This is a genomic window from Enterococcus sp. DIV1411a, from assembly GCF_050531945.1.
GTDB classification, from domain to species: Bacteria; Bacillota; Bacilli; order Lactobacillales; family Enterococcaceae; genus Enterococcus_B; species Enterococcus_B faecium.
Genome location: NZ_CP172892.1, coordinates 235,311 through 256,649 on the forward strand (window position 1 = coordinate 235,311; position 21,339 = coordinate 256,649).

Genomic DNA, 21,339 nt, shown 5'->3' on the forward strand with positions numbered 1-21,339 from the left:
ATAGACGAAAAAATTGATTATAATAAACAAAGTGAGCATGAAGACCAAAGGAGAGAAAACATGAATATCAAAATTATTTCAGTAGGAAAATTAAAAGAAAAATACTTGATCCAAGGTATCAATGAGTATGTCAAACGGCTGAATGCCTATGCAAAAATCGAATTGATCGAAGTTCCTGACGAAAAAGCCCCGGAGAATTTAAGTGAAGCGCAAATGAGACAAGTAAAAGAAAAAGAAGGAGAACGGATCTTAGCGAAAATCAAAGAACAAGAATATGTCTATGCCTTAGCAATTGAAGGGAAAAATCCCACAAGCGAATCTTTTGCTAAACAAATCGACCAATTAGGTATCCAAGGAAAAAGCCACCTTGTTTTTGTTATCGGCGGCTCTTTAGGACTCAGCGAAGCCGTCATGAAAAGAAGCAATGCTCAGATCTCTTTTGGCAAAATGACGTATCCACATCAATTGATGCGTCTGATCCTCGTCGAGCAAATCTACCGTGCCTTTCGGATCAATGCGGGGGCTCCATACCACAAATAATGATATTTTTATAATTGGATGAGAGAGAATAACTATAGAAAGACAGTAAATTGAGCGCGTGCAAAATATTAGGATATTAAAAGTTTTGTCAACGATAAAAACACTATTTTTGTGGAAAATTTTTCTATGAAAATGTTAGAATTTTAGTTATAAAAAAGTATATGGAGGAGTTACTACGCCGGACTATAATACTGATGATATTTATCTTTTATATAATATGATCAATAAACCTGTTTTAAAAGAAAATGTAAATAAGTTGATCACAAAGGGTGATTTCTTTCTTCATTTAAATACTAAGGAAATCAACATTCATTCAAGTATTTCGAGACTTTTAAGAGCTGGTTTTATTCGAGAAAATACACCAAAAGAGTTCTTGAAGTATTTGACAGTCTCTGATATAAAGCAACTTTTAAATCGAAAGGACAAATTAACGAAAGACTTACTTATCTTAGAAGCAGAGTCAACGATTTCTGATGAAGATATTAAAAAACATTCCAAATATATGACATTTTATATGGTCAGTGACTTAGGAAGTGAAATTCTTGAAAAATATAAAAATTTAATTTTATTTTTCAAGAAAAGCAATGAAATTTTTGGATATGGGAAATTTAATAGAAGGTTCAATGCATCATATTTTTTTAAAAATTATACTCATAATCCTTTGAATGAAATATTTAATTATTATAAGGATAAAAATCCTGAGATAGCAGGTCGAGTATGTTATATCAAAGAAGAGTATGATACAGGTATCTCATATGCTATACAGTCAATATCGAAAATGGTAATGACTAGAATAGATGAGATAGTAGATCGTTCATATTTCTTTAATAATTTTGATTTAAGAAGAATATTTTTTGACAGTTGGATTGTGGAAACATATTCTCGTATGGAATTGAATGAAGATACTCTCAAAGATTTAATTAAACAAGAATATAATCAGCATTTTAAATACACTGATTTGCTTAACTATGAACTCTTTGAGAAGGTTCAATTGACTGTCATGAACAATGAATCAGAAGAGTTAGTTCAAGTTTCGTCAAAAGTTGGTCAGTTAATTTTTGATAAATATTTCTCAGAATCTGACAAGATAGATTCAAGCAAAAGTGATGATAGAGAGAGTTTTAGTAAGATTGAAGAAGCTTATAAAAAAACAGCAAAAGAACTTGCTTTACTAGACTTATTAATTAGTCATCTTGATTTAGAACTTTTATATGGATTAAGAGACCGCGTGGATATTATATGATTTGTCAAATTAAGCTAGAATAAAATGCTTCTTGTACATAGCTCAAAAATATTTTAGATATTGATGAAGAGAAATTTTTTAGGGAATTTTAAAGCGTTTTTGAATCAAAAAAATGTCTAGCATGTATTAAGATTATTCGACTCATTAGAGGAGAGTAATCTATTTTTATGAGAATAAGAAGACTAACGAGAGTTGAAAAAGTCAAGTCCATAATCCTGTGTAAAATACTATACAATGTTTTACCGGTCTCTCATTGATCAAACTTAATATATTTTCTTGTAGAACTGAGCCATTCGTCATGAAGGTCCATAAGGACAGCTCCAATTAATCGATTGGCAGACGTTCGGTTGGGAAAAATCCGAATAATCTTTTCTCTTCTGCGGACTTCCTGGTTCAGTCGTTCAAGAAGGTTGGTGCTTTTTAGCCGATTATGACTATTTCCGATAACCGTGTATTGAAAGGCATCTTCGAAGCCATTATCCAATATTTCGCAGGCTTTTGTATATTTAGGCTGGTCGATATATTCACCGACTAAGGCATTCTTAGCTGTTCGAGCGAGTTCAATATCCGTAAACTTAAAGATCGCTTTTACTGCTTCTCTAAACGGTTTTGAATTCTTTTTTGGAATGGAACTGAAGATGTTTCTTAAAAAATGGACCTGGCATCTCTGCCAACTTGCGTTGGTAAATGACTTACGAATCGCAGACACTAGGCCTTTATGGGCATCAGAAATGATGAGTTCTGTCCCCTTTAGGCCGCGTTCTTTTAAGTATTCAAAGAAGATGGACCATGTGTCATCACTTTCTTCATTTTGAATCATGAAGCCAATGATTTCACGGTCGCCACCTTCTGTTATCCCGATCGCAATATGGCAGCTTTTAGAAAGCACTCGATGGTCCTCACGGACTTTTATGTAGAGAACATCAGTCATCAGATAAGGATAATTCGTACCTGAGAGTGAACGGTTCTGCCATTCGTTGACCATCGGGTCTAACTGCTCAGTCAGGCTAGAAACAAAAGATTTCGATACAGATTTTCCACATAGCTCTTCAACAATCTTTGAAACTTTACGTGTCGAAACGCCCGAAACATACATCTCAAGCATTGAAGCGAGCAGTGCCTTTTCATTTCGCTGATAACGCTCAAACACCGTCGGTGAAAATTCACCATCACGTGTTCTAGGCACTTTTAATTCGAGTGTACCCACACGAGTCGTAAAGTCTCGCTCATAATAGCCATTTCTTTGACTCTGACGACTTTCTGAACGTTCATAGTCATCGGCTTGAATATATTCTGTTCGTTGATTTTCCATCAATTGGTTGAAAACAGTGGTTAAAATATTTTTAGAAACATCATCTTTTACCGAATGTTCAATAATACTTTGAACCTCTTCGTTGTTCAGTGTAAAATGTACTTGGGTCATGTAACGTCCTCCTGGGTATGTTTTTGTGGTTAAAAACATTGTACCGTAAAAGGGCTGTTACATGGCCTTTTATCTTTTACACAATTATATGGACTTTATCGTTGAAAAGAGGCATTTGTTTAAAATTATAATAAAAATAATTTAGCTGTCTTTTGTTATTGAAAGATAAAGATGATCTAATATAGAATCAAAACAACTGATATTTAATCAAATATTTTAGTTTATATGATAAAAAATAATACAAAAAACAACGATTATGAGTTCAAAACGAGAGAGTGTAAAATATTTTGTGTAAATAGAAAAAAGGAAGTCCCTTCTGTAGAATAGAGTTACCACAACACATTCACAGAAAAGAGGACTTCCATATGAACGATTTTACTACAGAAATTATGGAAACACTAATCAATAAAGGTGATTTAGATGAATTATTTCGATGTCATTTAGAATTAGCTGTTAATTCATTATTGCAGGCTGAATTAACAGCTTTTCTTGATTATGAAAAACATGATCGTGCTGGGTTCAATTCAGTTAATTCCCGTAATGGGAATTATTTACGTTCATTCAGAACAGAGTATGGAGAATTAAATTTGGTGATTCCTAGAGATAGAAATGGTAAGTTTTCTCAACAAACTTTACCAGCTTATAAAAGAACCAATGACTCTTTAGAAACCACTATTATTCAGCTATTTCAAAAAGGAATTACTATGTCTGAAATCTCTGAATTGATTGAAAAAATGTACGGGTATCACTATACGCCACAAACCATTTCAAACATGACTAAAATAGTTTCTGAAGATATTATTGCCTTTAAAGAAAGGTCCTTAGAATCCAGATACTCTGTCATTTTTATGGATGCTACTCACATTCCTTTAAAAAGACAAACTGTTTCAAAAGAAGCAGTTTATATTGTAATTGGCATTCGATTAGATGGAACCAAAGAGGTTCTTGGGTTTAGTCTTGCTCCAACTGAATCTGCTTATGTTTGGAAAGAGATTCTTCAAGACCTAAAAGACCGTGGTTTAAAAGAGGTTTTATTAGTCGTAACTGATGGTTTAAGTGGCATTAACGATAGTATTCATAGTGTTTACCCAAATGCTCAATTTCAACAATGTTGTGTCCATATATCTAGAAATATCGCTCATAAGGTTCGTGTTAGTGATCGACAAGAAATCTGTAGCGATTTCAAATTAGTTTACCAAGCAAGTTCAAAAGAAGAAGCAAATAATCAAATAAGGTTTATGATAGATAAATGGAAAAAGCAGTATCCACGAGTGGTTAAATTGCTCATGAATCCTGCTATATTAACCTTTTATAATTTCCCTCCGTCAATCAGAAGAACTATTTATTCAACTAATTTGATTGAAGGTTTTAACAAACAATTAAAGAAATATACCAAAAGAAAAGAGCAATTTCCTAATGAAGAATCTCTGGAGAGATTTCTAGTATCTCAATTCAACAACTATAATCAAAAGTTTCTATGCCGAGTTCATAAAGGTTTTAAAGAAATACATGATACATTAGAATCAATGTTTTAACTTGATCAACAGAATGGGCTTTTCCATTTACACATAATTCTTGACGCAACCTTTTGTAGGCTGGTAAAGTTTGTTGTTTAAACTCACCATTACGATCTCTAGGTATTTCCAATGTTAATTCACCATATTCGGTTTTGATTGATCGAACATAAGAACCGTTTCTCGAATTACCTGAATTAAAACCAGTGCGATCATATTTTTCGTAATCTAAAAAAGCCGTTAATTCAGTCCGTAGGAGTGTGTTTATCGCTTTTTCTAAGTGCAAACGGAATAATTCATTTAAATCGCCTTTAGTGACTAGAGTTTGCACAATTTCTGTAGTAAAATCATTCATGGGGAAGTCCTCTTTTCTGTGAATTGGTTGTCGTTAACTTTATTCTACAGAAGGGACTTCCTTTTTTGTATGGATTTTTTCATTTACACAAAATATTTTACACTCTCTTTCTGTAATTCAAAGATAAATAATTGTTGATTTCAAATCATGAAGTATATATTATATATTTAGAAAAATCAGAACATATTAATCAATTATATCGCTATAAACTATTAAAATATTCAATTATTGTAAATCATTCAAAATTAAGCACGTGTATTGTTTTATTACTTAAAGCGTAAGTTATTTATAATTACACTGAGAAAACTAGTCATTCTTTGATAGCTAAAAAATTGCTACCATTTCTTGAACATATGAGAGATGATAAAAATATTTATTAGTGTATTAAAAAATTTGCCAATTACTGATCTTATTGATTATGAATTGAATGAGATTAACTATATAAAGAGGATTGAAAAATGAACATATATATATTGATTTGTTTATTTATCTGGATTTACTTATTGTCCATAATGAAACGCTCTAGACTGTCAGCCTTCTACTTTATTTTAGGCAGTATAGGTTTGTTTTATTTCCTGATCTTGTTTAGTAGACCTTATTGGGTTTGGTTCTTGACTCAATTGTTAATTAAAGCAGTCGCTTTATTTGATTCAATCACTCATGTTACAGAGACGTTTAGTCAGTATAGTTTGCTTGTTGTCCATAGTGCAAAGGAACAAATGTCTTTGTATGTTGATTATGAATGTTCAGGGGTTATAGAAACAGCAGCATTTTTAGGATTGTTGACTTTCTATCCTTTATACGATCGACAGGAAAAATTTTTCTATGGAATTTTTGGTATATTATGTATTTTTGCTAGCAATGTCATAAGGTTACTTCTTGTTATTATGCTTGTGCATTTTGGCGGTAGTCAACTTTATTTCTTTGCACATTCGATATTAGGGCGATTAATCTTTTATGGATTAGTCATTGCTTTATATTATTACACATTTACGTATTCTCAAGTGGCCAAAAGTTTGTATCAAAAAAAGAGTAAATTGCTTAAAAGAGGGGTATATTAATGGATTATGTATTTAACTTAACACTTGCACAAATGGGCTTCTGGATTACTTGGTTGCTCATTCCTTTGTTAGTGGAAATCATACCAGGTATCTATTCCATTTGTTACTTATTCTTCAAAAAGTTTCGGATTAAACCGTTGGAATTACCAGAGAAATTGCCTTTCATAACTGTAATCATCCCTGTTTATAATTCGGCAGATTCTTTATATAAATGCATCCAGTCGATTGATGCTTCTTCATATCCGAATGAAAATATTCAAATTATTTTAGCAGACAATGGAAGTACAGACTCTAGCTTTTCTGTATTTGATGAGGCACATAATCAGTTCAACCATCTTAATATGCATTGGATTCGCACTGAACAAGGAAAAGCACAAGCACTGAATTCTGCTATATACAATAGTATCGGCACATACATTATCAATATAGATAGCGATGGTTATTTAGAACCGACAGCGTTGATGAACATGGTTCTAAATTTTGAAAGTAATTGTAGTATCTCTGCCATGACTGGTACGATATTAACGCAAAAAGAAGTTATTGAGAAAACTAAATCCTCGTTGATTCGTTGGGTACAAAAAAGTGAATACATAGAATATGCCCAGTCTTTTCTAGCTGGAAGAAATGTCGAAGCAATGAATAATCATTTATTCACAATGGCCGGTGCATTTTCTGGTTTTAGAAAAGAAATTTTAATTAATACCTATCTCTACAACACAGATACTGTTGGAGAGGATACCGATATGACGTTTCAAATAAGGCATCGATTAAAAGGAAAAGTTTCATTATGTGAGAATGCTATATTCTATGTGGAACCGATCCAAACTCTCGATGAATTATATATTCAACGACAAAGGTGGCAGCGAGGTGAGCTAGAAGTAGCCAAGGACTATTCTGAAGAGCAAGTTGGTTTAAGCAAATTTTTTGATAATTTTTTGGTACGCAGGTTAATTATTGACCATACGTTTATTTTTCCAAAAATGATTTGGTTGTTTGCTAGTACCGTTTTATTTTTCTTTGGTTATACAGTTAAAATATTGTTCCTATCTTATTTACTCATTTATTTGCTTTATTTCTTTGACTCGTTACTCAAATTTATCAGCATTTCATTGTTGTTGCAATCCTTTAAGTCTGAACAAAAATTTTATTTTAAACAATGGATAGAAGTGTTAACCTTTCCATTCTATAATTTCTTAATATCATGGTTTCGTTTGATTGGAATTATTAATGAAATCACTTCTACTTCGAAATGGAATGCGACGCCTTTTTCAAAAGAAATAGGACAGATTAAAGAAACTATTTCCAATGATTTAATGAAAATTAGAAAGAAGTGATCATCATTGTCAGAAAAAAGCTGTATCTATAAATTTAAATCACATGTTAATGCAAGTCATGCGATGCGGTGGGAAGGTGGTATGGGAGCAAAACATAATCACACCTGGGAAATTATTTGTGAAATCAAATCCAATAATGGCGAAATGCACTTGTTTGAAGAAATAGAAGGGGTGCTAAAGGATTTCTTCCAACCTTTCTCAGGCTGTTTCTTAAATGAAATGTCACCGTTTGTGGAAATCAACCCATCAGTTGAGAATGTAGCTAATTATTTCTATGATCAATTATTTCATAGATTTGCAGCAATCCAAACGGAGTTGATTCGGATTGAAGTAGGGGAATCACCTACTCGCTTTTATTGTATTGAAAAACAAGGGTAACATGGGGTGGAGAATGAAATCGAAAATATTTAATGCTGGGAATAGACTAATTAACGTCCTATTCTTTATCTTCATAGTTTCGGCGTTATTGTTTGCACTGACTTCTCCTAATTTAATAATCGGAGATAATCAAACCCTTGGAACCAGTACGACATTAGTTACGACTTATCTTGTTTTAAGTGCAGTTGCTTTGTTCATTGCGCTTTATTGTCATCCAAAATTACAACGATCATTTAAGTGGCTTTTTGTAAAAAATCGCATGATAGCTATCACTATATTCATTATAGTTGTTTTAGTTTGGCAAGTGACCTTTGTACACTTCTTACATCCGGCGATAGGCTGGGATGTGTCAGCAATTCATGATGCCCTGACAGATAACATGAGTCCTGAGATTCTTGCTTATTATAGTTTGAATCAGAATAATCTACCACTTCTCTTGTGGCAACATCAATTGTCTGAGTGGTTCTCAACGACTTCGTGGCTCTTTTTTGATTTTGTGACACTCTTTTTAGTTGATCTTTCAGTCTTGCTCAACGTACTATCGATTCGCTTACTAGCCCGAAACTATTTGTTTCCTTCTATTTATCTGCAAGGAATCTGGTTATTGGTATTTCCTTGGATCATCGTCCCGTATACGGATACATGGGTCTTGCCTTTTGTTTCTTCCAGTCTATTCTTTTACGCATTGATGAACAAGAAAAAGCTTAACTTAAAATACAGAGCAGTTGGCGCTATTGCTATGGCTGTGGTTGCCACATTGGGTTATTTCATCAAACCGTCAGCGTTGATTCCTATCATTGCTATTTTATTGATTGAACTAGTAAGTTTTTTTGAAAAAAAATGGCAGTCAAAAGGTCGTTTGGTATTGCTATTAATAGCCGTACTTACCGCAGGTGTAACGTATGCTGTCTGCAATCAACTATTAGAAAAGCAGCAGTATATTACTATAGATGAAAGTCGCGGAATTCCAATGATTCATTTTATGAACATCGGCCTAACCAACGATGGTGGGTATAGTGCTGAAGATGCACAAGCAATGGCTAAATTACCGAGTAAAGAAGCGAAGATCGCTTATTCAAAAGAAAAAATCCACGAGCGTCTCAAAGAAAGAGGAATTCTTGGCTATTTGAACTTTCTATTTCAAAAACATCGAAACAATACATCAGATGGAACATTTGCTTGGCTAAAAGAAGGGTCATTTATCAAAGAGAGAGAAATACCTACGGGTAAAGGATACAGCGGTTGGCTAGAAGAATGGTATTACTTGTATGGAGAACGAATCGCTGATTTTCGTTTTATTGCACAAATTTGGTGGGTCACTTGTCTTTTTTTTATCGTATTTGGATGGAAGTATCAAGGAAAATTTGAACAGATGTTGCGACTGAGTTTAGTTGGAGGATTCATTTTCTTGCTTTTGTTTGAAGGAGGACGTAGTCGATATTTAATTCAGTTTTTACCAATTTTTTTATTATTGGCAAGTCTTTCTATGGACAACAGCATAAATTTTATTAAACGACTCTTCGCATCGAAATGACGGATTACATGCAGAATGATTAGAAACAAATATTTCTTGTTACCATCAAGGCTGTCTCTACTTGATATAGAATCTTTAACTCCATCATTCATGTGAGGGTAACCCGATTAGCTATTTTTAACAAAATGTGATTTAAAAAAGTTGTTTGGATTTTGACAATGATCAATAGTGCCTCGCTTTTTTATCATTATTCAGAATTTCACTAATGGGATTGTTGTTCAAAACATTGATTTACAAATGATCATTCTTTTCTAGTCTCTATATCTATTTTGATAAAAATGGTTCGTTTGCTTTGATATTTTCTAAGTATAATTGTTGTTTTTTACTATATGTATCAAGGAGAATATCCCACATCAAGTATTATTTTGTTTAAGCGAATAGTAAGTATATTGGAATAATCATATTTTTTGAAAAATTGTTAAGGGAGTATTTTTTGGTAATGAATTATAATGATTTAAATTTTTTTTGTCAGGGGATTCATCACCCAGAAACGAAGAAAACAATTTATTATGAGTTATTATTAAGAAAAAAAGAAAGTGAAAGTATTTTTCCTAAAGATTTTCATTTGAGTATAATTAGCGATCTAGATAAACATTGGCTATATATGTATTGGCTAAAGAAAACGTTAATTAAGATCTTAGAAAATAATCCGAAAAAAATTTTTAGTCTTAATTTAGACCCACAAGAGTTAGAGTACGACTCCACCTTTTTACTGCTTGAAGAGTTGAGGCGGTATAAGCATCAATTAATTATTGAAATCACAGAAACTCCGCCCCTTAAGAGAAACTACCCCTATTACTCTTTAATAAACGAAGATGCTTTAAAAAAAATTATCCAATTTGGTTACACAGTTTCTATAGATGATGTTGGTCAAGGGATTAATTCTTTAAGTGCTATGTTTAAAATGAAAAATTACTTTCATATCATCAAATTTTCAACAATGGTATTTAGGAAAACAACTTCGGAAGAAACTTTGAAGCAAATTATAAAGTTGTTTGCAAGCATTGCGATTCAGTTAGATAAGCTCTTTGTTGTTGAAGGAATAGAAAATCAAGAATTTGCACAATGGTTAGAAACAAATATTTCTTGTTATCATCAAGGCTATCTTTACTCGATACCGAAAAGGCTCCAAAATATCGATTGATAAGGAGGAAGTTTTTGATGGAAATATTTTATGGAATGTATTTTATGATTATTCGGCTATTTATTGTAATGGGACTCCTTTTTTGTAACTACATGATTTTTATGGGAGTAACTCAATCACCTGTTTTTGAAACAAAAAGTAGTCTAAAAAGAATTATTTGGATATTGATTATAATCAATAGTTTGTTAATTTTGCAAGGGGTACCTGGTTTTTCTTACATTATTCAGAATTACGCTTATGGTATTGTTGTTCAAAATATTGATTTACAAATGGTCATTCTTTTCTATAGTTTATATCTATTTAGAGAAAAATGGGTCATTTACTTTAATGTGTTTCTAGGCAGTATTATTACCTTTTACTATATGTATCAAGGAGAATATCACACAACACAAGATTACATTATTTCAATAGCTATTATAGGAGGGATCTTTTTATCATGTTATCTTGTTTTGGTTTTAGAAGATAGAGCCCTAACAGATTTTTCTACATTCTTTTTGTCAATTTTTCTTTTCGGATCTACTTGGGGGTTCAAAATGAATCCATCTTTGAAATTTGATTTTCCTACATATATTGTTTTCTTATTAAACTTTCTTTTTTTGATGATTATAGTTCGTTTAGTCAACAGATTAGTGTATAAACAATTTGCAAAAATAAATGAATTATCAAACCAAGTTCAAATAGATTTTTTGACTGGTATAAAAAATCGATTGACTTTTGAACAAGAATTTAAGAAACGGTTCGATTCTCCGAATTTAAAAAATAGTTTGGTGCTTGCTATAGTCGACATCGACCATTTTAAAAGGATCAATGATAATTATGGACATGATACAGGTGATAGAATTTTAAAAAGTGTAGCTCAAATCATTGAAGAAACACTCTTTCAATATCAATTAGAAAATCAGGTATTTCGGATTGGGGGGGAAGAGTTCGGGTTATTATTTCAAGAAGAACAACATCATGATATTATGGATATCTTGAAAGTGATAAGTAAAAAGATAAAAAATTTTTCCTTCATTATTGAGGGAGAAGAAATTCGAGTAACCATTTCCACTGGTGTATCTCATTATAATATAACGGATCATAGTAAGAAGGATCTTTATAAGCGTGCGGATGAATACTTATATATCGCTAAGCGCGCGGGACGTAATGCCATATTTATGGATGGTAAAATCAATTATATTACCTAATTAGAATAGATTGTGTTTCTACTTTTACAGTATTTATAGCGGTTATTAGGGAGGAGAACCAAATGAAAAAAAAATACTATCAGTTGCTTATCGCTTTACTAGTCATGGTAATAACGGATGTTTTTTTGACAATAAATGCTCATGCAGACAATAAGTATGATATTGTGATTGATGGTGCATTTAGTGACTGGTCAGACTTGCCAAAGACTAAAATGTTTTTTTCTTATGAAAATGGACAAAATATTAAATATGCTAGCCTAGTCACGGATGATAAGAACTTGTATTTCTGTTTGGATATGGCACCAGAAGGACATAACTACCGTAATTTACAACCAAGTGGACATAGGTTGACAATTGGAAACAAAGTGTATTGGATGACATTTATTAATGTATTTAATAGTGAAGACCTGTCAGTTATTGGTCAAACAAAAGATGTTCAGGTCAATTTTTGGGCTGAAGATAATACTGTTAACTTAACGATTCCAGGGAAACTTACTCGTGTAAAAACGAATTATAGCGCTACTTCTTACTCAGATACAGTGGAAGTTGCAGCTCCTTTTGAGCAATTGAAAGTAGAAGCAACAAGCAGTCAAACTATCACTTATAGCAATAACAATTTGGGACAGCAGATGATTTCTGTAGCAGGAGGAAGCACTGGGCCATGGATACTTGCCGGAATTGCAGCAGTAATCGTAGGTTATTCTTTATGGAAAAAAGAGAAATCCCAAAAAATTAAAATAAAAAACTTACTCTCAAGAATTTCTTGATTAATAATTAGGAATATTTATGAGGAAATAGCTATAGTATAACCACAAAAATTGTATTTGAATAACAATTTTTGTGGTTAAAGATGTCTTGATTTAATTATTTCAAATTTCTTATAATAGAATTAAAGATATCTTTTAAGATATTTTGAGGGGGAATTTTGGGGAAGTGGTTACCCCTCTTTTTTACATAAATTATTATATTTTAAAAGAATATAGAACATATAATTACTATATCTAGATGGAAACAACTTTATGGAATGAGTGAATATAGTGATTGATTAAAATTCTATGCCAACGCAATTGTAAAAATAATATAGAGATTTACTTAACTATGTTACATTTGAAAATATGTAGGGAGCGTCAATAATTTTGTGTAAATAAATCGTCCTTCTGCAAAATAATTAGTTACTCAGTAAACATTGAAACTAATGTATCGGTTACTTGTTGGAAACCTTTATGGCTTCTGTTTAGAAATTTTTGATTGTATGTATCAAAAATGCTGACTAGAAAGCGTTCTAGTGATTCTTCATTTTGAAACTGCTCTTTTCTGCGGCTGTACTTTTTAATTTGCTTATTGAAAGACTCGATTAGATTGGTTGAGTAAATGGTTCTACGAATACTGGGCGGAAACTCATAAAAAGTCAATAAATCTTGGTTTTCTATGAGTGACTGCGTCACTTTAGGATAGTTTTTCTTCCATTTCTCAATCATACAGGATAAGAATGTATTCGCTTCTTCCTTTGAGTTAGCTTGATAAACAGCCTTAAAGTCATCACAGATTTCTTTTCGGTCTTTGACACGTACTTTATGAGCAATATTACGAGATACATGGATACAACAATGCTGATATTTTGCTTTAGGATAAATTTGTTGGATGGTATCTTTCATGCCTTTTAAGCCATCCGTAATAAAAAGCAAGACTTCTTGAACTCCTCTGGAGTTAATATCCTGTAGCAGCTCATTCCAAACGTATGTTGATTCAGTCGGAGCAATCGCATAACTTAGTACTTCTTTAGTGCCGTCTTCTCGTATACCAATGGCAATATAAATTGCTTCTTTGGATACGGTTTGACGTTTTAATGGAATATAAGTAGCGTCCATAAAAATAGCAACATACTTATCATTTAAGGCTCTGGATTTAAAGGCGTTTACTTCTTCAGTCAGAACTTTAGTCATGTTGGACATGGTTTGTGGAGTATAGTGATGCCCATACATTTTTTCGATTAAATCAGCAATTTCAGACATCGTAACACCTTTTTCGAATAAATGGATAATAGTGGTTTCTAATGTGTCGTTTGTTCTTTTGTAGGCTGGTAAAGTTTGTTGTTTAAACTCACCATTACGATCTCTAGGTATTTCCAATGTTAATTCACCATATTCGGTTTTGATTGATCGAACATAAGAACCGTTTCTCGAATTACCTGAATTAAAACCAGTGCGATCATATTTTTAGTAACGCCGTTTGTATAATTAAGCGAGACAAATAAAAAAGCCATTTATGTTACACTCAAATTGTAATACCCGCTAAAGCATACAAGGAGAGTGAACATAAATGACTTATACCCATCTTACACCAAACGAGCTTGTAATGATAGAAGCATATTTTCATCAAGAAACTCCGGTTGCTATCGCTGCGAAGCAGCTTAAACGTGGACGCCAAACAATTTACAATGTCTATAACTTTCTCAAATGTGGTGGAACAGCACTTGAATACTTTGAACAATACAAAGAAAATAAGCGACGTTGTGGGAGAACCGAAATCATTTTTCCTGCTGAGGAAAAAGAATACATTGCAAAAAGATCAACTGAAGGTTGGACCCCAGACGTCATTATTGGCCGTGCAGAGCGAACCTTCTCTTGTTCAGTAAGTACCCTCTATCGCCGGTTTAAGACGGGAGAATTCAATGTTTTACATTTACCGATGCAAGGAAAACGAAAACCAAATGGTTATAAGGAAAAACGTGGAAAACAGGCATTCAAAAGAAATATTTCTGAACGTAAAAAAGATTATGTCGTTTTCGAAGAAGAATTTGGACATTTAGAGGGTGACACGATTGTCGGCATCCACCATAAAAGTGCCGTCATCACACTCGTTGAGCGACTTTCAAAAGCCATTATCGCCTTGAAACCAGAAGGCCGTAAGGCAGTTGATATTGAAAATTCGATTAATGAATGGCTTCAATCCGTACCCAAAAATCTTTTCAAATCAATTACCTTTGATTGTGGAAAAGAATTCTCTAATTGGAAAAGTATTAGTAATACAAATGATATTGATATTTATTTCGCAGACCCAGGAACGCCTTCCCAACGGGGATTAAATGAACATTCAAACGGACTCCTCCGAAAAGATGGACTACCAAAAGAAATGGACTTCAACCAAGTCAATCAAGGATTCATCTCATCCGTTGCGTCCAGAAGAAACCATATCCCTAGAAAATCACTAAATTACCAAACACCATTAGAAGTTTTTTTGAGTTACGTAAATGGAAAGTTTTGTCTCGCTTAATTTGACAAATAATATAATCTAAAAAAGCCGTTAATTCAGTCCGTAGGAGTGTGTTTATCGCTTTTTCTAAGTGCAAACGGAATAATTCATTTAAATCGCCTTTAGTGACTAGAGTTTGCACAATTTCTGTAGTAAAATCATTCATGGGGAAGTCCTCTTTTCTGTGAATTGGTTGTCGTTAACTTTATTCTACAGAAGGGATTTCCTTTTTTGTATGGATTTTTTCATTTACACAAAATATTTTACACTCTCCGCAATTTAGTATAGAGATACTAAATATGGAAATAGGAAATATAGATTTCTAAGAAAGCACTTCTTATATTTATTCGTGATGTCTTCCAATTAATCTAAATAATATAGCAATGAAACAAAGATAAATTTAACTATATATTATATCCATGAAGCCCAATCTTCTTTATAGAAGATTGGGCTATTTTTAATGGCAAAGGAGGGAAAAGAAATGTTTCAAAATAAAGGACAACGTTATGTCACAAAGGGACTAATGGACAGTTTACCAGTGGAATTACAAGCTTTATGTTGGAACCTAATCGATCAAAAGGTTCAAAAGCAACTTCCTTTAGACTATCTTCAAATTTTTGAATTTTCTATAGAAAAAGGAAATCAAAAGTTGGTTCATCGTCAAGAAGAACCGGAAGAAAGAAAAGAGTATCTGATTTCACCTAAGCTTCGTTTGAAATCAGTGTCTCAAAAAATATGGGTCATTGATTCGGGTGAGTATCAAACGATGTTATTACCAGAAGAATACTAGTATCTAAAAGAAAGGAACGAAAGGACTTGTTAGAAACGGCTATCGAAGTACTGGAAAAGTGTGCACAGCTGGTCACTGCTTCTGAAGAGTGGGGCTATGAATCCGTTACGATGGAAAAAGAGGAAATTGAAATAGGTACGCTTCCTAAAGATGTTCATCTACCACGTTTAGTGATGACACATCTTTATATTTATTGCGCACCAGAAGATGGAAAAGACTATGTAGTTTATTTCATTACAGATATTACCAGCCAGCGAGAATTTGTTCGTGGGTTACTGGTAGAAGGACGATTGGTTTGGAGTCAGATTGGAGGAACGGATGAATAAGATCGATTATTTGAGAATGATTGCGAAATGTTTAGAAGATATCCTTACCGCGATTCATCAAATTATGAAGAAAAAAGGAGAAAGAATATGAAATATTTTCAACTAGTATTGACACTTATAACGGCAATGGTAATTGAAGTGCTTGAACAAAAATTAGCATAGGAGAAAAAGAGATGATTGAAAAAGAATTAGTGACCACACAAACAGAAGTTTGGCGAGATCCTCATCATACCCATCGCTATGTTTTCAAACGACAATGGGCGATCAAAGGAAAAGAAGAGAAAGAAAAATTAGCAGTAGTCATTACCATTCGTCCAACAGATACAGAACCATTTACGAATGATTTGAGTATGTTATTAATCGAAAAGAATATCCGACAATTGGGATTTACTGGTTTTGTTGCTGTGAATCTTTTTTCGTATACAAAAGCGAAAAGCCCTCGGGTATTTCCTCGTGGCAATGATGAACAATCTTTGGAAATATTAACGACCGTTTTTACAGAAAAAAAAATCAATACCATTATTTTTGCTTGTGGTTCGATTACAGCAACGAGTCAAGTGGCTTATGAACAAGCGAAGACCATTTACGATCAATTGAGTGCGAAACAAAAGAAGATGACCAAAGTATTGATAAATGCAGAAGGCAAGTTATCCCATCCATTAAGTATTCATGTTCGTAATGAATGGCAATTGGCAGATAGTCAATTATTATTTCAAGAAAAATAACGTTTTATTTTCTCGTGTTACTTATAAGTAGTTTTACATGTTTTTTGACTTTAAAAATACATGTGATGATACATGTTATATGAATTATCAATGTACTCAGTAATATGCTATTTTCATTATGTAAAAAATAACAGGAGGTGTGTAGATGGAGATTGATAAAACTTGTTTGAGTAACTCTTATAAAAGTATGAATGACTTTTTTGAGGAAATGGAACTGGATTCAGAATTGCTCTATCAATTTTATCTTGCTTTTCGAGGGCAACAGATTTCTTTTCCGATGAAAATGTACGATCGCGAGTTAGTAAGAAAAAGAATCGAAAACATGATAGAACAGGAAAAAAATGTTGATATTCGTCAATTGACAGAAGTTTATGGTTTTTCTACAAGATGGATTCAAGAAGTAATTAAACAAAAAGAAAGGAGAAGAGTACATGGCTAAGCTGATTGTATTAGGTGGTTTAATTTACGGTGGATATTGGTTATATAAGTATATTCTTGCACATCCGAATATAGATAAAGGAAACGTAATTAAGACAGTTGGGGTAATCATAGTTGGACTCATAGCTCTAACTAAGAAAAATAATACTAATAGCCCAAAAATAATGAGAACTTATCGCTGTAGAGGATGTGGAAGGGAAATTTCTACTAGTTTTAATCCATCTGAGAGTCCTCAAGGAAGAGACCGCTGCCATACGGGCTATCGACATTATTGGGAAAGAATCGATTAAAAGATTACCATTTAGATCAATTAATTGTCTGATAGAATAAGTACGTGGGGGAGAAATTGAAAGGGGGAAATATAATGAAAAAATGGCTGTTATTACTAATTGGAATGGGAATTTTATTCACTGGTTGTACATCTGAGAATACGAGGACTAAAGCGACTATAGAAACTGATACAACATTTGCGACTAAAAAAAGTAAAACGCAATCAACTGAACAAACTACAACAGAAATGAAGCAATCTGTGGAAGCAAGTACAAGTGAAAGTTCAATCACTGAATCTTCTTCTGAAGAGGTTAAAAATACTTTGTGGGATAGTGAGAAATCTACCCAACTAGCAACTTTTGTCCCACAATGGGGAAAGACATTAGGTCAAGAATATAAAAGCTACAATTCTCAGAACAATGTAAGTCTGTATGGTACGCCTTTACCAAGTGCAGTTATTGATGGAAATTGGAAAATGGCAATCAATGAAGCACCAGTTACCGTACAATGGTCAGAAGACGGAACTGGTCATGCGGATTTCAATTTAGTAGCAGTTTATTCTGATGTAGAAACTGGAGAATATTTAGGGCAGCATGTATATTTCTTTGGCTTCCAAAATGAACAACCTAAAGTTTATTTAACACAACAAAATCAGGGAAATGACAAAAACTACATGTACTTCAATGAAACTCAGAACCAACAGTTAAAACAAGGTTTCATTGATATTGTAAATGGACAAACTCCTCAAACTCCAGTAGTAGAAGAATCTACTCAACAAGCAACAACTACACAATCTGCAAGTAGCTCAGCAATTTCAAGTTGGGAAGCTGCTAAAGAATCTGTGCTAAATAATAAAGCTTTATGGTTGTATGATTCTCCTGATAAAAATGTATCAAATACTAATTTAATTAGCACAAATGAATATATGAAAGATCTAATGCAAGATGAAAATGGAAGCTACTATTCAATTAATATTGTAACGGATGATGATGGAAACACGACCATGGCTGGTGGAAAACAATTTCGTGTTTATACAGATGGAAGAATTTCTCAACGTATTGGAATGACTAACAATTTTCAAATGATTAAATAATTGAAAATATTATTTATCAAAGAAAAACTGATTTTGAGAAAAATTATTTAATTTTCTTAGAATCAGTTTTTTTATAAAGTAAAAATGCGAAATTAAGTAGATGAGAGTGATGATGTTCGAAATATCTATTATTTTTAATAAGAATACATAAGCTATCTAGTTTGTAAACAATGAGAGAAAAAACATCAATATTTTTTATCAAAGGTATTTAAAATTTCTTCTAATGTTATAGAATTTAGTTATATTAAATTTTAGCGGTAGGAACGGTAAGGAGGTGAAAACATTAAGAATTAAGGGCTTTTAGTTTATTCTTTCTCTCCCTGTCTACCGGTGAAAAAATTTAATATAAAAAAAGGATAAAGTCGATAAAGGCGGACTCAATCGATATTACCGGTAGAGAGACCAGTTTTTTTTAAGAATAAAGTGTGAATTGACGTATCTTTTATTCTTTTTTCTAGTCTACCGGTAAATTTTGAGAGGAGCGTCATATGAAATTTATTATGAATAAGGAGATGTATTAATGGCTACAAATTATGCAAAAAAGATAAATTTTGATGTGGATAAACTTTATAAAAGTTTGATAGTTGTTCCCAAAAATAAATCAGAAGATGGGAATTATGAGTTAGAAGTTTTGCAATTTAAGATTGAACAAAAGTCCAGTGAAAGATTTATGAGCAATCAATTAGTGAAAATCAAAAAATGGCTCCCTATGATTGATCAATTAGTATCTAATAATAAGGAAGCTAAAAATTTATGTATTTTTGTCTTATTATTACATGGAAGAGTTATTAACTTAGTTAATCGAAAAAGTACGACTAAATTTGCAAACTCATTCTGGTTTTTAGAAAATATTAATGAAACAGTGGAAAAGAATGGAGTTTATAAAGGTGATTTTCATTTTCAAAATGCTGAGACTATTGAACGAGAACATCATTATTTCGATTTATTAGTGAATACAGTGGTAGAATTAGCGAAATGGGCAAAGTCAAACGAAACTTATAGTCAAGTACTTAAAAGAATTATGAGTCAAGAAACTTCATTTATCTATGAGTTAAGCAAGTCAAATTTGAAATATACTTATAATGAAGATGAACTTGAAATTTTAGATAATCCAGAAAATTCACAATGGATTAAAGAGTTGAAGAGAGAAGACTTTATTGAGACACTAAGAATTCTAAAATCGTTATTTGATTTGAAATTAGCCAAAGCTACCATCATGGGAATTGAAAGAGATTCATATTATTGGGAGGAAATTGGACTATATGCTCCCCAGATTGAAGGTGAAGATAAAGAGAAAAGGATAGACAACATTATTAACTATATTAATAGTTTAAGTGAACCTTTAAAATGTAGAGGACTTGATTTTATAGGAACATTAGGATGGACAGAAACAGATAAAGTCCATATAATTGTGTAAAAGATAAAAGGCCATGTAACAGCCCTTTTACGGTACAATGTTTTTAACCACAAAAACATACCCAGGAGGACGTTACATGACCCAAGTACATTTTACACTGAACAACGAAGAGGTTCAAAGTATTATTGAACATTCGGTAAAAGATGATGTTTCTAAAAATATTTTAACCACTGTTTTCAACCAATTGATGGAAAATCAACGAACAGAATATATTCAAGCCGATGACTATGAACGTTCAGAAAGTCGTCAGAGTCAAAGAAATGGCTATTATGAGCGAGACTTTACGACTCGTGTGGGTACACTCGAATTAAAAGTGCCTAGAACACGTGATGGTGAATTTTCACCGACGGTGTTTGAGCGTTATCAGCGAAATGAAAAGGCACTGCTCGCTTCAATGCTTGAGATGTATGTTTCGGGCGTTTCGACACGTAAAGTTTCAAAGATTGTTGAAGAGCTATGTGGAAAATCTGTATCGAAATCTTTTGTTTCTAGCCTGACTGAGCAGTTAGACCCGATGGTCAACGAATGGCAGAACCGTTCACTCTCAGGTACGAATTATCCTTATCTGATGACTGATGTTCTCTACATAAAAGTCCGTGAGGACCATCGAGTGCTTTCTAAAAGCTGCCATATTGCGATCGGGATAACAGAAGGTGGCGACCGTGAAATCATTGGCTTCATGATTCAAAATGAAGAAAGTGATGACACATGGTCCATCTTCTTTGAATACTTAAAAGAACGCGGCCTAAAGGGGACAGAACTCATCATTTCTGATGCCCATAAAGGCCTAGTGTCTGCGATTCGTAAGTCATTTACCAACGCAAGTTGGCAGAGATGCCAGGTCCATTTTTTAAGAAACATCTTCAGTTCCATTCCAAAAAAGAATTCAAAACCGTTTAGAGAAGCAGTAAAAGCGATCTTTAAGTTTACGGATATTGAACTCGCTCGAACAGCTAAGAATGCCTTAGTCGGTGAATATATCGACCAGCCTAAATATACAAAAGCCTGCGAAATATTGGATAATGGCTTCGAAGATGCCTTTCAATACACGGTTATCGGAAATAGTCATAATCGGCTAAAAAGCACCAACCTTCTTGAACGACTGAACCAGGAAGTCCGCAGAAGAGAAAAGATTATTCGGATTTTTCCCAACCGAACGTCTGCCAATCGATTAATTGGAGCTGTCCTTATGGACCTTCATGACGAATGGCTCAGTTCTACAAGAAAATATATTAAGTTTGATCAATGAGAGACCGGTAAAACATTGTATAGTATTTTACACAGGATTATGGACTTGACTCAGAAACATACTATG

20 protein-coding genes and 3 pseudogenes are annotated in these 21,339 nt (G+C 32.9%); 19 read left to right on the forward strand and 4 right to left on the reverse strand.

All coding sequences use genetic code 11. The features are described from left to right. The first annotated feature begins 60 nt into the window (after positions 1–60). Together rlmH and IGJ87_RS01175 are read left to right on the forward strand one after the other, a co-directional pair. A complete protein-coding gene (gene rlmH / locus IGJ87_RS01170) occupies positions 61–540 on the forward strand; it encodes a 23S rRNA (pseudouridine(1915)-N(3))-methyltransferase RlmH (RefSeq protein WP_002287841.1) in 480 nt (159 codons plus the stop codon). Between the two features lie 256 nt (positions 541–796). Next, positions 797–1,783: a hypothetical protein gene (locus IGJ87_RS01175; RefSeq protein WP_225596726.1), complete on the forward strand. Its 987-nt coding sequence runs from the start codon at positions 797–799 to the stop codon at positions 1,781–1,783. Positions 1,784–2,033: 250 nt separating this feature from the next. Here IGJ87_RS01175 and IGJ87_RS01180 read toward each other — a convergent pair whose 3' ends face one another. Further along, positions 2,034–3,206, reverse strand: coding sequence for an IS256-like element IS1542 family transposase (locus tag IGJ87_RS01180; RefSeq protein ID WP_002323245.1), 1,173 nt, complete (start codon positions 3,204–3,206; stop codon positions 2,034–2,036). A 365-nt stretch (positions 3,207–3,571) separates the two neighbouring features. On the opposite strand from IGJ87_RS01180, the gene IGJ87_RS01185 reads away from it, so the two are divergent. Then, positions 3,572–4,741 carry an IS256 family transposase gene (locus IGJ87_RS01185; RefSeq protein WP_089030402.1) on the forward strand — a complete coding sequence of 390 codons (1,170 nt, stop codon included), beginning with the start codon at positions 3,572–3,574 and terminating at the stop codon, positions 4,739–4,741. 34 nt (positions 4,742–4,775) lie between these two features. Here the strand turns inward: IGJ87_RS01185 and IGJ87_RS01190 are convergent. Further along, positions 4,776–5,075, reverse strand: a pseudogene (locus IGJ87_RS01190) (transposase); the annotation flags it as partial. A gap of 512 nt (positions 5,076–5,587) precedes the next feature. Here IGJ87_RS01190 and xrtG point away from each other — a divergent pair. From xrtG to IGJ87_RS01225, 7 genes are all read left to right on the forward strand, one after another. Then, positions 5,588–6,136, forward strand: coding sequence for an exosortase family protein XrtG (gene xrtG, locus IGJ87_RS01195; RefSeq protein ID WP_229060510.1), 549 nt, complete (start codon positions 5,588–5,590; stop codon positions 6,134–6,136). Continuing rightward, a complete protein-coding gene (locus tag IGJ87_RS01200; protein WP_002326397.1) occupies positions 6,136–7,470 on the forward strand; it encodes a TIGR03111 family XrtG-associated glycosyltransferase in 1,335 nt (444 codons plus the stop codon). The genes xrtG and IGJ87_RS01200 overlap by 1 nt, the downstream gene beginning before the upstream one ends. A gap of 6 nt (positions 7,471–7,476) precedes the next feature. After that, a complete protein-coding gene (locus IGJ87_RS01205) occupies positions 7,477–7,848 on the forward strand; it encodes a 6-carboxytetrahydropterin synthase (protein WP_002326398.1) in 372 nt (123 codons plus the stop codon). A 13-nt stretch (positions 7,849–7,861) separates the two neighbouring features. After that, a complete protein-coding gene (locus IGJ87_RS01210) occupies positions 7,862–9,382 on the forward strand; it encodes a TIGR03766 family XrtG-associated glycosyltransferase (protein WP_025478680.1) in 1,521 nt (506 codons plus the stop codon). A gap of 439 nt (positions 9,383–9,821) precedes the next feature. Beyond that, positions 9,822–10,526, forward strand: coding sequence for an EAL domain-containing protein (locus IGJ87_RS01215; protein WP_002326400.1), 705 nt, complete (start codon positions 9,822–9,824; stop codon positions 10,524–10,526). 17 nt (positions 10,527–10,543) lie between these two features. Next, the gene (locus IGJ87_RS01220; RefSeq protein ID WP_002326401.1) at positions 10,544–11,713 is read left to right on the forward strand and encodes a GGDEF domain-containing protein; all 1,170 of its coding nucleotides are present in this window, start codon (positions 10,544–10,546) and stop codon (positions 11,711–11,713) included. 62 nt (positions 11,714–11,775) lie between these two features. Then, the gene (locus IGJ87_RS01225; protein WP_002326402.1) at positions 11,776–12,480 is read left to right on the forward strand and encodes a Firmicu-CTERM sorting domain-containing protein; all 705 of its coding nucleotides are present in this window, start codon (positions 11,776–11,778) and stop codon (positions 12,478–12,480) included. Positions 12,481–12,885: 405 nt separating this feature from the next. On the opposite strand, the pseudogene IGJ87_RS01230 reads toward IGJ87_RS01225, so the two are convergent. Beyond that, positions 12,886–13,929: pseudogene (locus IGJ87_RS01230) on the reverse strand (IS256-like element ISEf1 family transposase); the annotation flags it as partial. Between the two features lie 103 nt (positions 13,930–14,032). On the opposite strand from IGJ87_RS01230, the gene IGJ87_RS01235 reads away from it, so the two are divergent. Beyond that, positions 14,033–14,986, forward strand: coding sequence for an IS30 family transposase (locus tag IGJ87_RS01235; protein WP_113795503.1), 954 nt, complete (start codon positions 14,033–14,035; stop codon positions 14,984–14,986). Between the two features lie 13 nt (positions 14,987–14,999). On the opposite strand, the pseudogene IGJ87_RS01240 reads toward IGJ87_RS01235, so the two are convergent. After that, positions 15,000–15,131: pseudogene (locus IGJ87_RS01240) on the reverse strand (IS256 family transposase); the annotation flags it as partial. Between the two features lie 315 nt (positions 15,132–15,446). Between IGJ87_RS01240 and IGJ87_RS01245 the strand changes: the two are divergent. The 8 genes from IGJ87_RS01245 (at position 15,447) to IGJ87_RS01280 (ending at position 21,273) form a co-directional block, all read left to right on the forward strand. Continuing rightward, positions 15,447–15,755 carry a DUF960 domain-containing protein gene (locus IGJ87_RS01245; protein ID WP_002326405.1) on the forward strand — a complete coding sequence of 103 codons (309 nt, stop codon included), beginning with the start codon at positions 15,447–15,449 and terminating at the stop codon, positions 15,753–15,755. 26 nt (positions 15,756–15,781) lie between these two features. Beyond that, on the forward strand, positions 15,782–16,081 hold the full coding sequence (locus IGJ87_RS01250; protein WP_002304103.1) for a hypothetical protein: 300 nt from the start codon (positions 15,782–15,784) through the stop codon (positions 16,079–16,081). 173 nt (positions 16,082–16,254) lie between these two features. Continuing rightward, positions 16,255–16,806 (forward strand): DUF1643 domain-containing protein, encoded by a 552-nt coding sequence (locus tag IGJ87_RS01255; RefSeq protein WP_002326406.1) that lies wholly within the window; start codon positions 16,255–16,257, stop codon positions 16,804–16,806. A 145-nt stretch (positions 16,807–16,951) separates the two neighbouring features. Continuing rightward, on the forward strand, positions 16,952–17,245 hold the full coding sequence (locus IGJ87_RS01260) for a Mor transcription activator family protein (protein WP_002326407.1): 294 nt from the start codon (positions 16,952–16,954) through the stop codon (positions 17,243–17,245). Beyond that, a complete protein-coding gene (locus IGJ87_RS01265) occupies positions 17,238–17,534 on the forward strand; it encodes a hypothetical protein (protein WP_002326408.1) in 297 nt (98 codons plus the stop codon). Before IGJ87_RS01260 ends, IGJ87_RS01265 begins: the two co-directional genes overlap by 8 nt. 74 nt (positions 17,535–17,608) lie before the next feature. Beyond that, the gene (locus IGJ87_RS01270) at positions 17,609–18,607 is read left to right on the forward strand and encodes a DUF4767 domain-containing protein (RefSeq protein ID WP_073981277.1); all 999 of its coding nucleotides are present in this window, start codon (positions 17,609–17,611) and stop codon (positions 18,605–18,607) included. A gap of 520 nt (positions 18,608–19,127) precedes the next feature. Next, on the forward strand, positions 19,128–20,024 hold the full coding sequence (locus IGJ87_RS01275) for a hypothetical protein (RefSeq protein ID WP_430609678.1): 897 nt from the start codon (positions 19,128–19,130) through the stop codon (positions 20,022–20,024). A 76-nt stretch (positions 20,025–20,100) separates the two neighbouring features. Continuing rightward, positions 20,101–21,273 carry an IS256-like element IS1542 family transposase gene (locus IGJ87_RS01280; RefSeq protein WP_002323245.1) on the forward strand — a complete coding sequence of 391 codons (1,173 nt, stop codon included), beginning with the start codon at positions 20,101–20,103 and terminating at the stop codon, positions 21,271–21,273. The last annotated feature ends 66 nt before the right edge of the window (positions 21,274–21,339 follow it).

Bases quoted from the DNA above. Each gene is read 5' to 3' on its own strand.
- IGJ87_RS01280 (WP_002323245.1), top strand. From the start codon at position 20,101: ATGACCCAAGTACATTTTACACTGAACAACGAAGAGGTTCAAAGTATT.
- IGJ87_RS01265 (WP_002326408.1), top strand. From the start codon at position 17,238: ATGGCTAAGCTGATTGTATTAGGTGGTTTAATTTACGGTGGATATTGG.
- IGJ87_RS01275 (WP_430609678.1), top strand. From the start codon at position 19,128: ATGGCTACAAATTATGCAAAAAAGATAAATTTTGATGTGGATAAACTT.
- rlmH (WP_002287841.1), top strand. From the start codon at position 61: ATGAATATCAAAATTATTTCAGTAGGAAAATTAAAAGAAAAATACTTG.
- IGJ87_RS01260 (WP_002326407.1), top strand. From the start codon at position 16,952: ATGGAGATTGATAAAACTTGTTTGAGTAACTCTTATAAAAGTATGAAT.
- IGJ87_RS01210 (WP_025478680.1), top strand. From the start codon at position 7,862: ATGAAATCGAAAATATTTAATGCTGGGAATAGACTAATTAACGTCCTA.
- xrtG (WP_229060510.1), top strand. From the start codon at position 5,588: ATGAAACGCTCTAGACTGTCAGCCTTCTACTTTATTTTAGGCAGTATA.
- IGJ87_RS01245 (WP_002326405.1), top strand. From the start codon at position 15,447: ATGTTTCAAAATAAAGGACAACGTTATGTCACAAAGGGACTAATGGAC.
- IGJ87_RS01200 (WP_002326397.1), top strand. From the start codon at position 6,136: ATGGATTATGTATTTAACTTAACACTTGCACAAATGGGCTTCTGGATT.
- IGJ87_RS01185 (WP_089030402.1), top strand. From the start codon at position 3,572: ATGAACGATTTTACTACAGAAATTATGGAAACACTAATCAATAAAGGT.
- IGJ87_RS01225 (WP_002326402.1), top strand. From the start codon at position 11,776: ATGAAAAAAAAATACTATCAGTTGCTTATCGCTTTACTAGTCATGGTA.
- IGJ87_RS01270 (WP_073981277.1), top strand. From the start codon at position 17,609: ATGAAAAAATGGCTGTTATTACTAATTGGAATGGGAATTTTATTCACT.
- IGJ87_RS01255 (WP_002326406.1), top strand. From the start codon at position 16,255: ATGATTGAAAAAGAATTAGTGACCACACAAACAGAAGTTTGGCGAGAT.
- IGJ87_RS01215 (WP_002326400.1), top strand. From the start codon at position 9,822: ATGAATTATAATGATTTAAATTTTTTTTGTCAGGGGATTCATCACCCA.
- IGJ87_RS01220 (WP_002326401.1), top strand. From the start codon at position 10,544: ATGGAAATATTTTATGGAATGTATTTTATGATTATTCGGCTATTTATT.
- IGJ87_RS01235 (WP_113795503.1), top strand. From the start codon at position 14,033: ATGACTTATACCCATCTTACACCAAACGAGCTTGTAATGATAGAAGCA.
- IGJ87_RS01180 (WP_002323245.1), bottom strand. From the start codon at position 3,206: ATGACCCAAGTACATTTTACACTGAACAACGAAGAGGTTCAAAGTATT.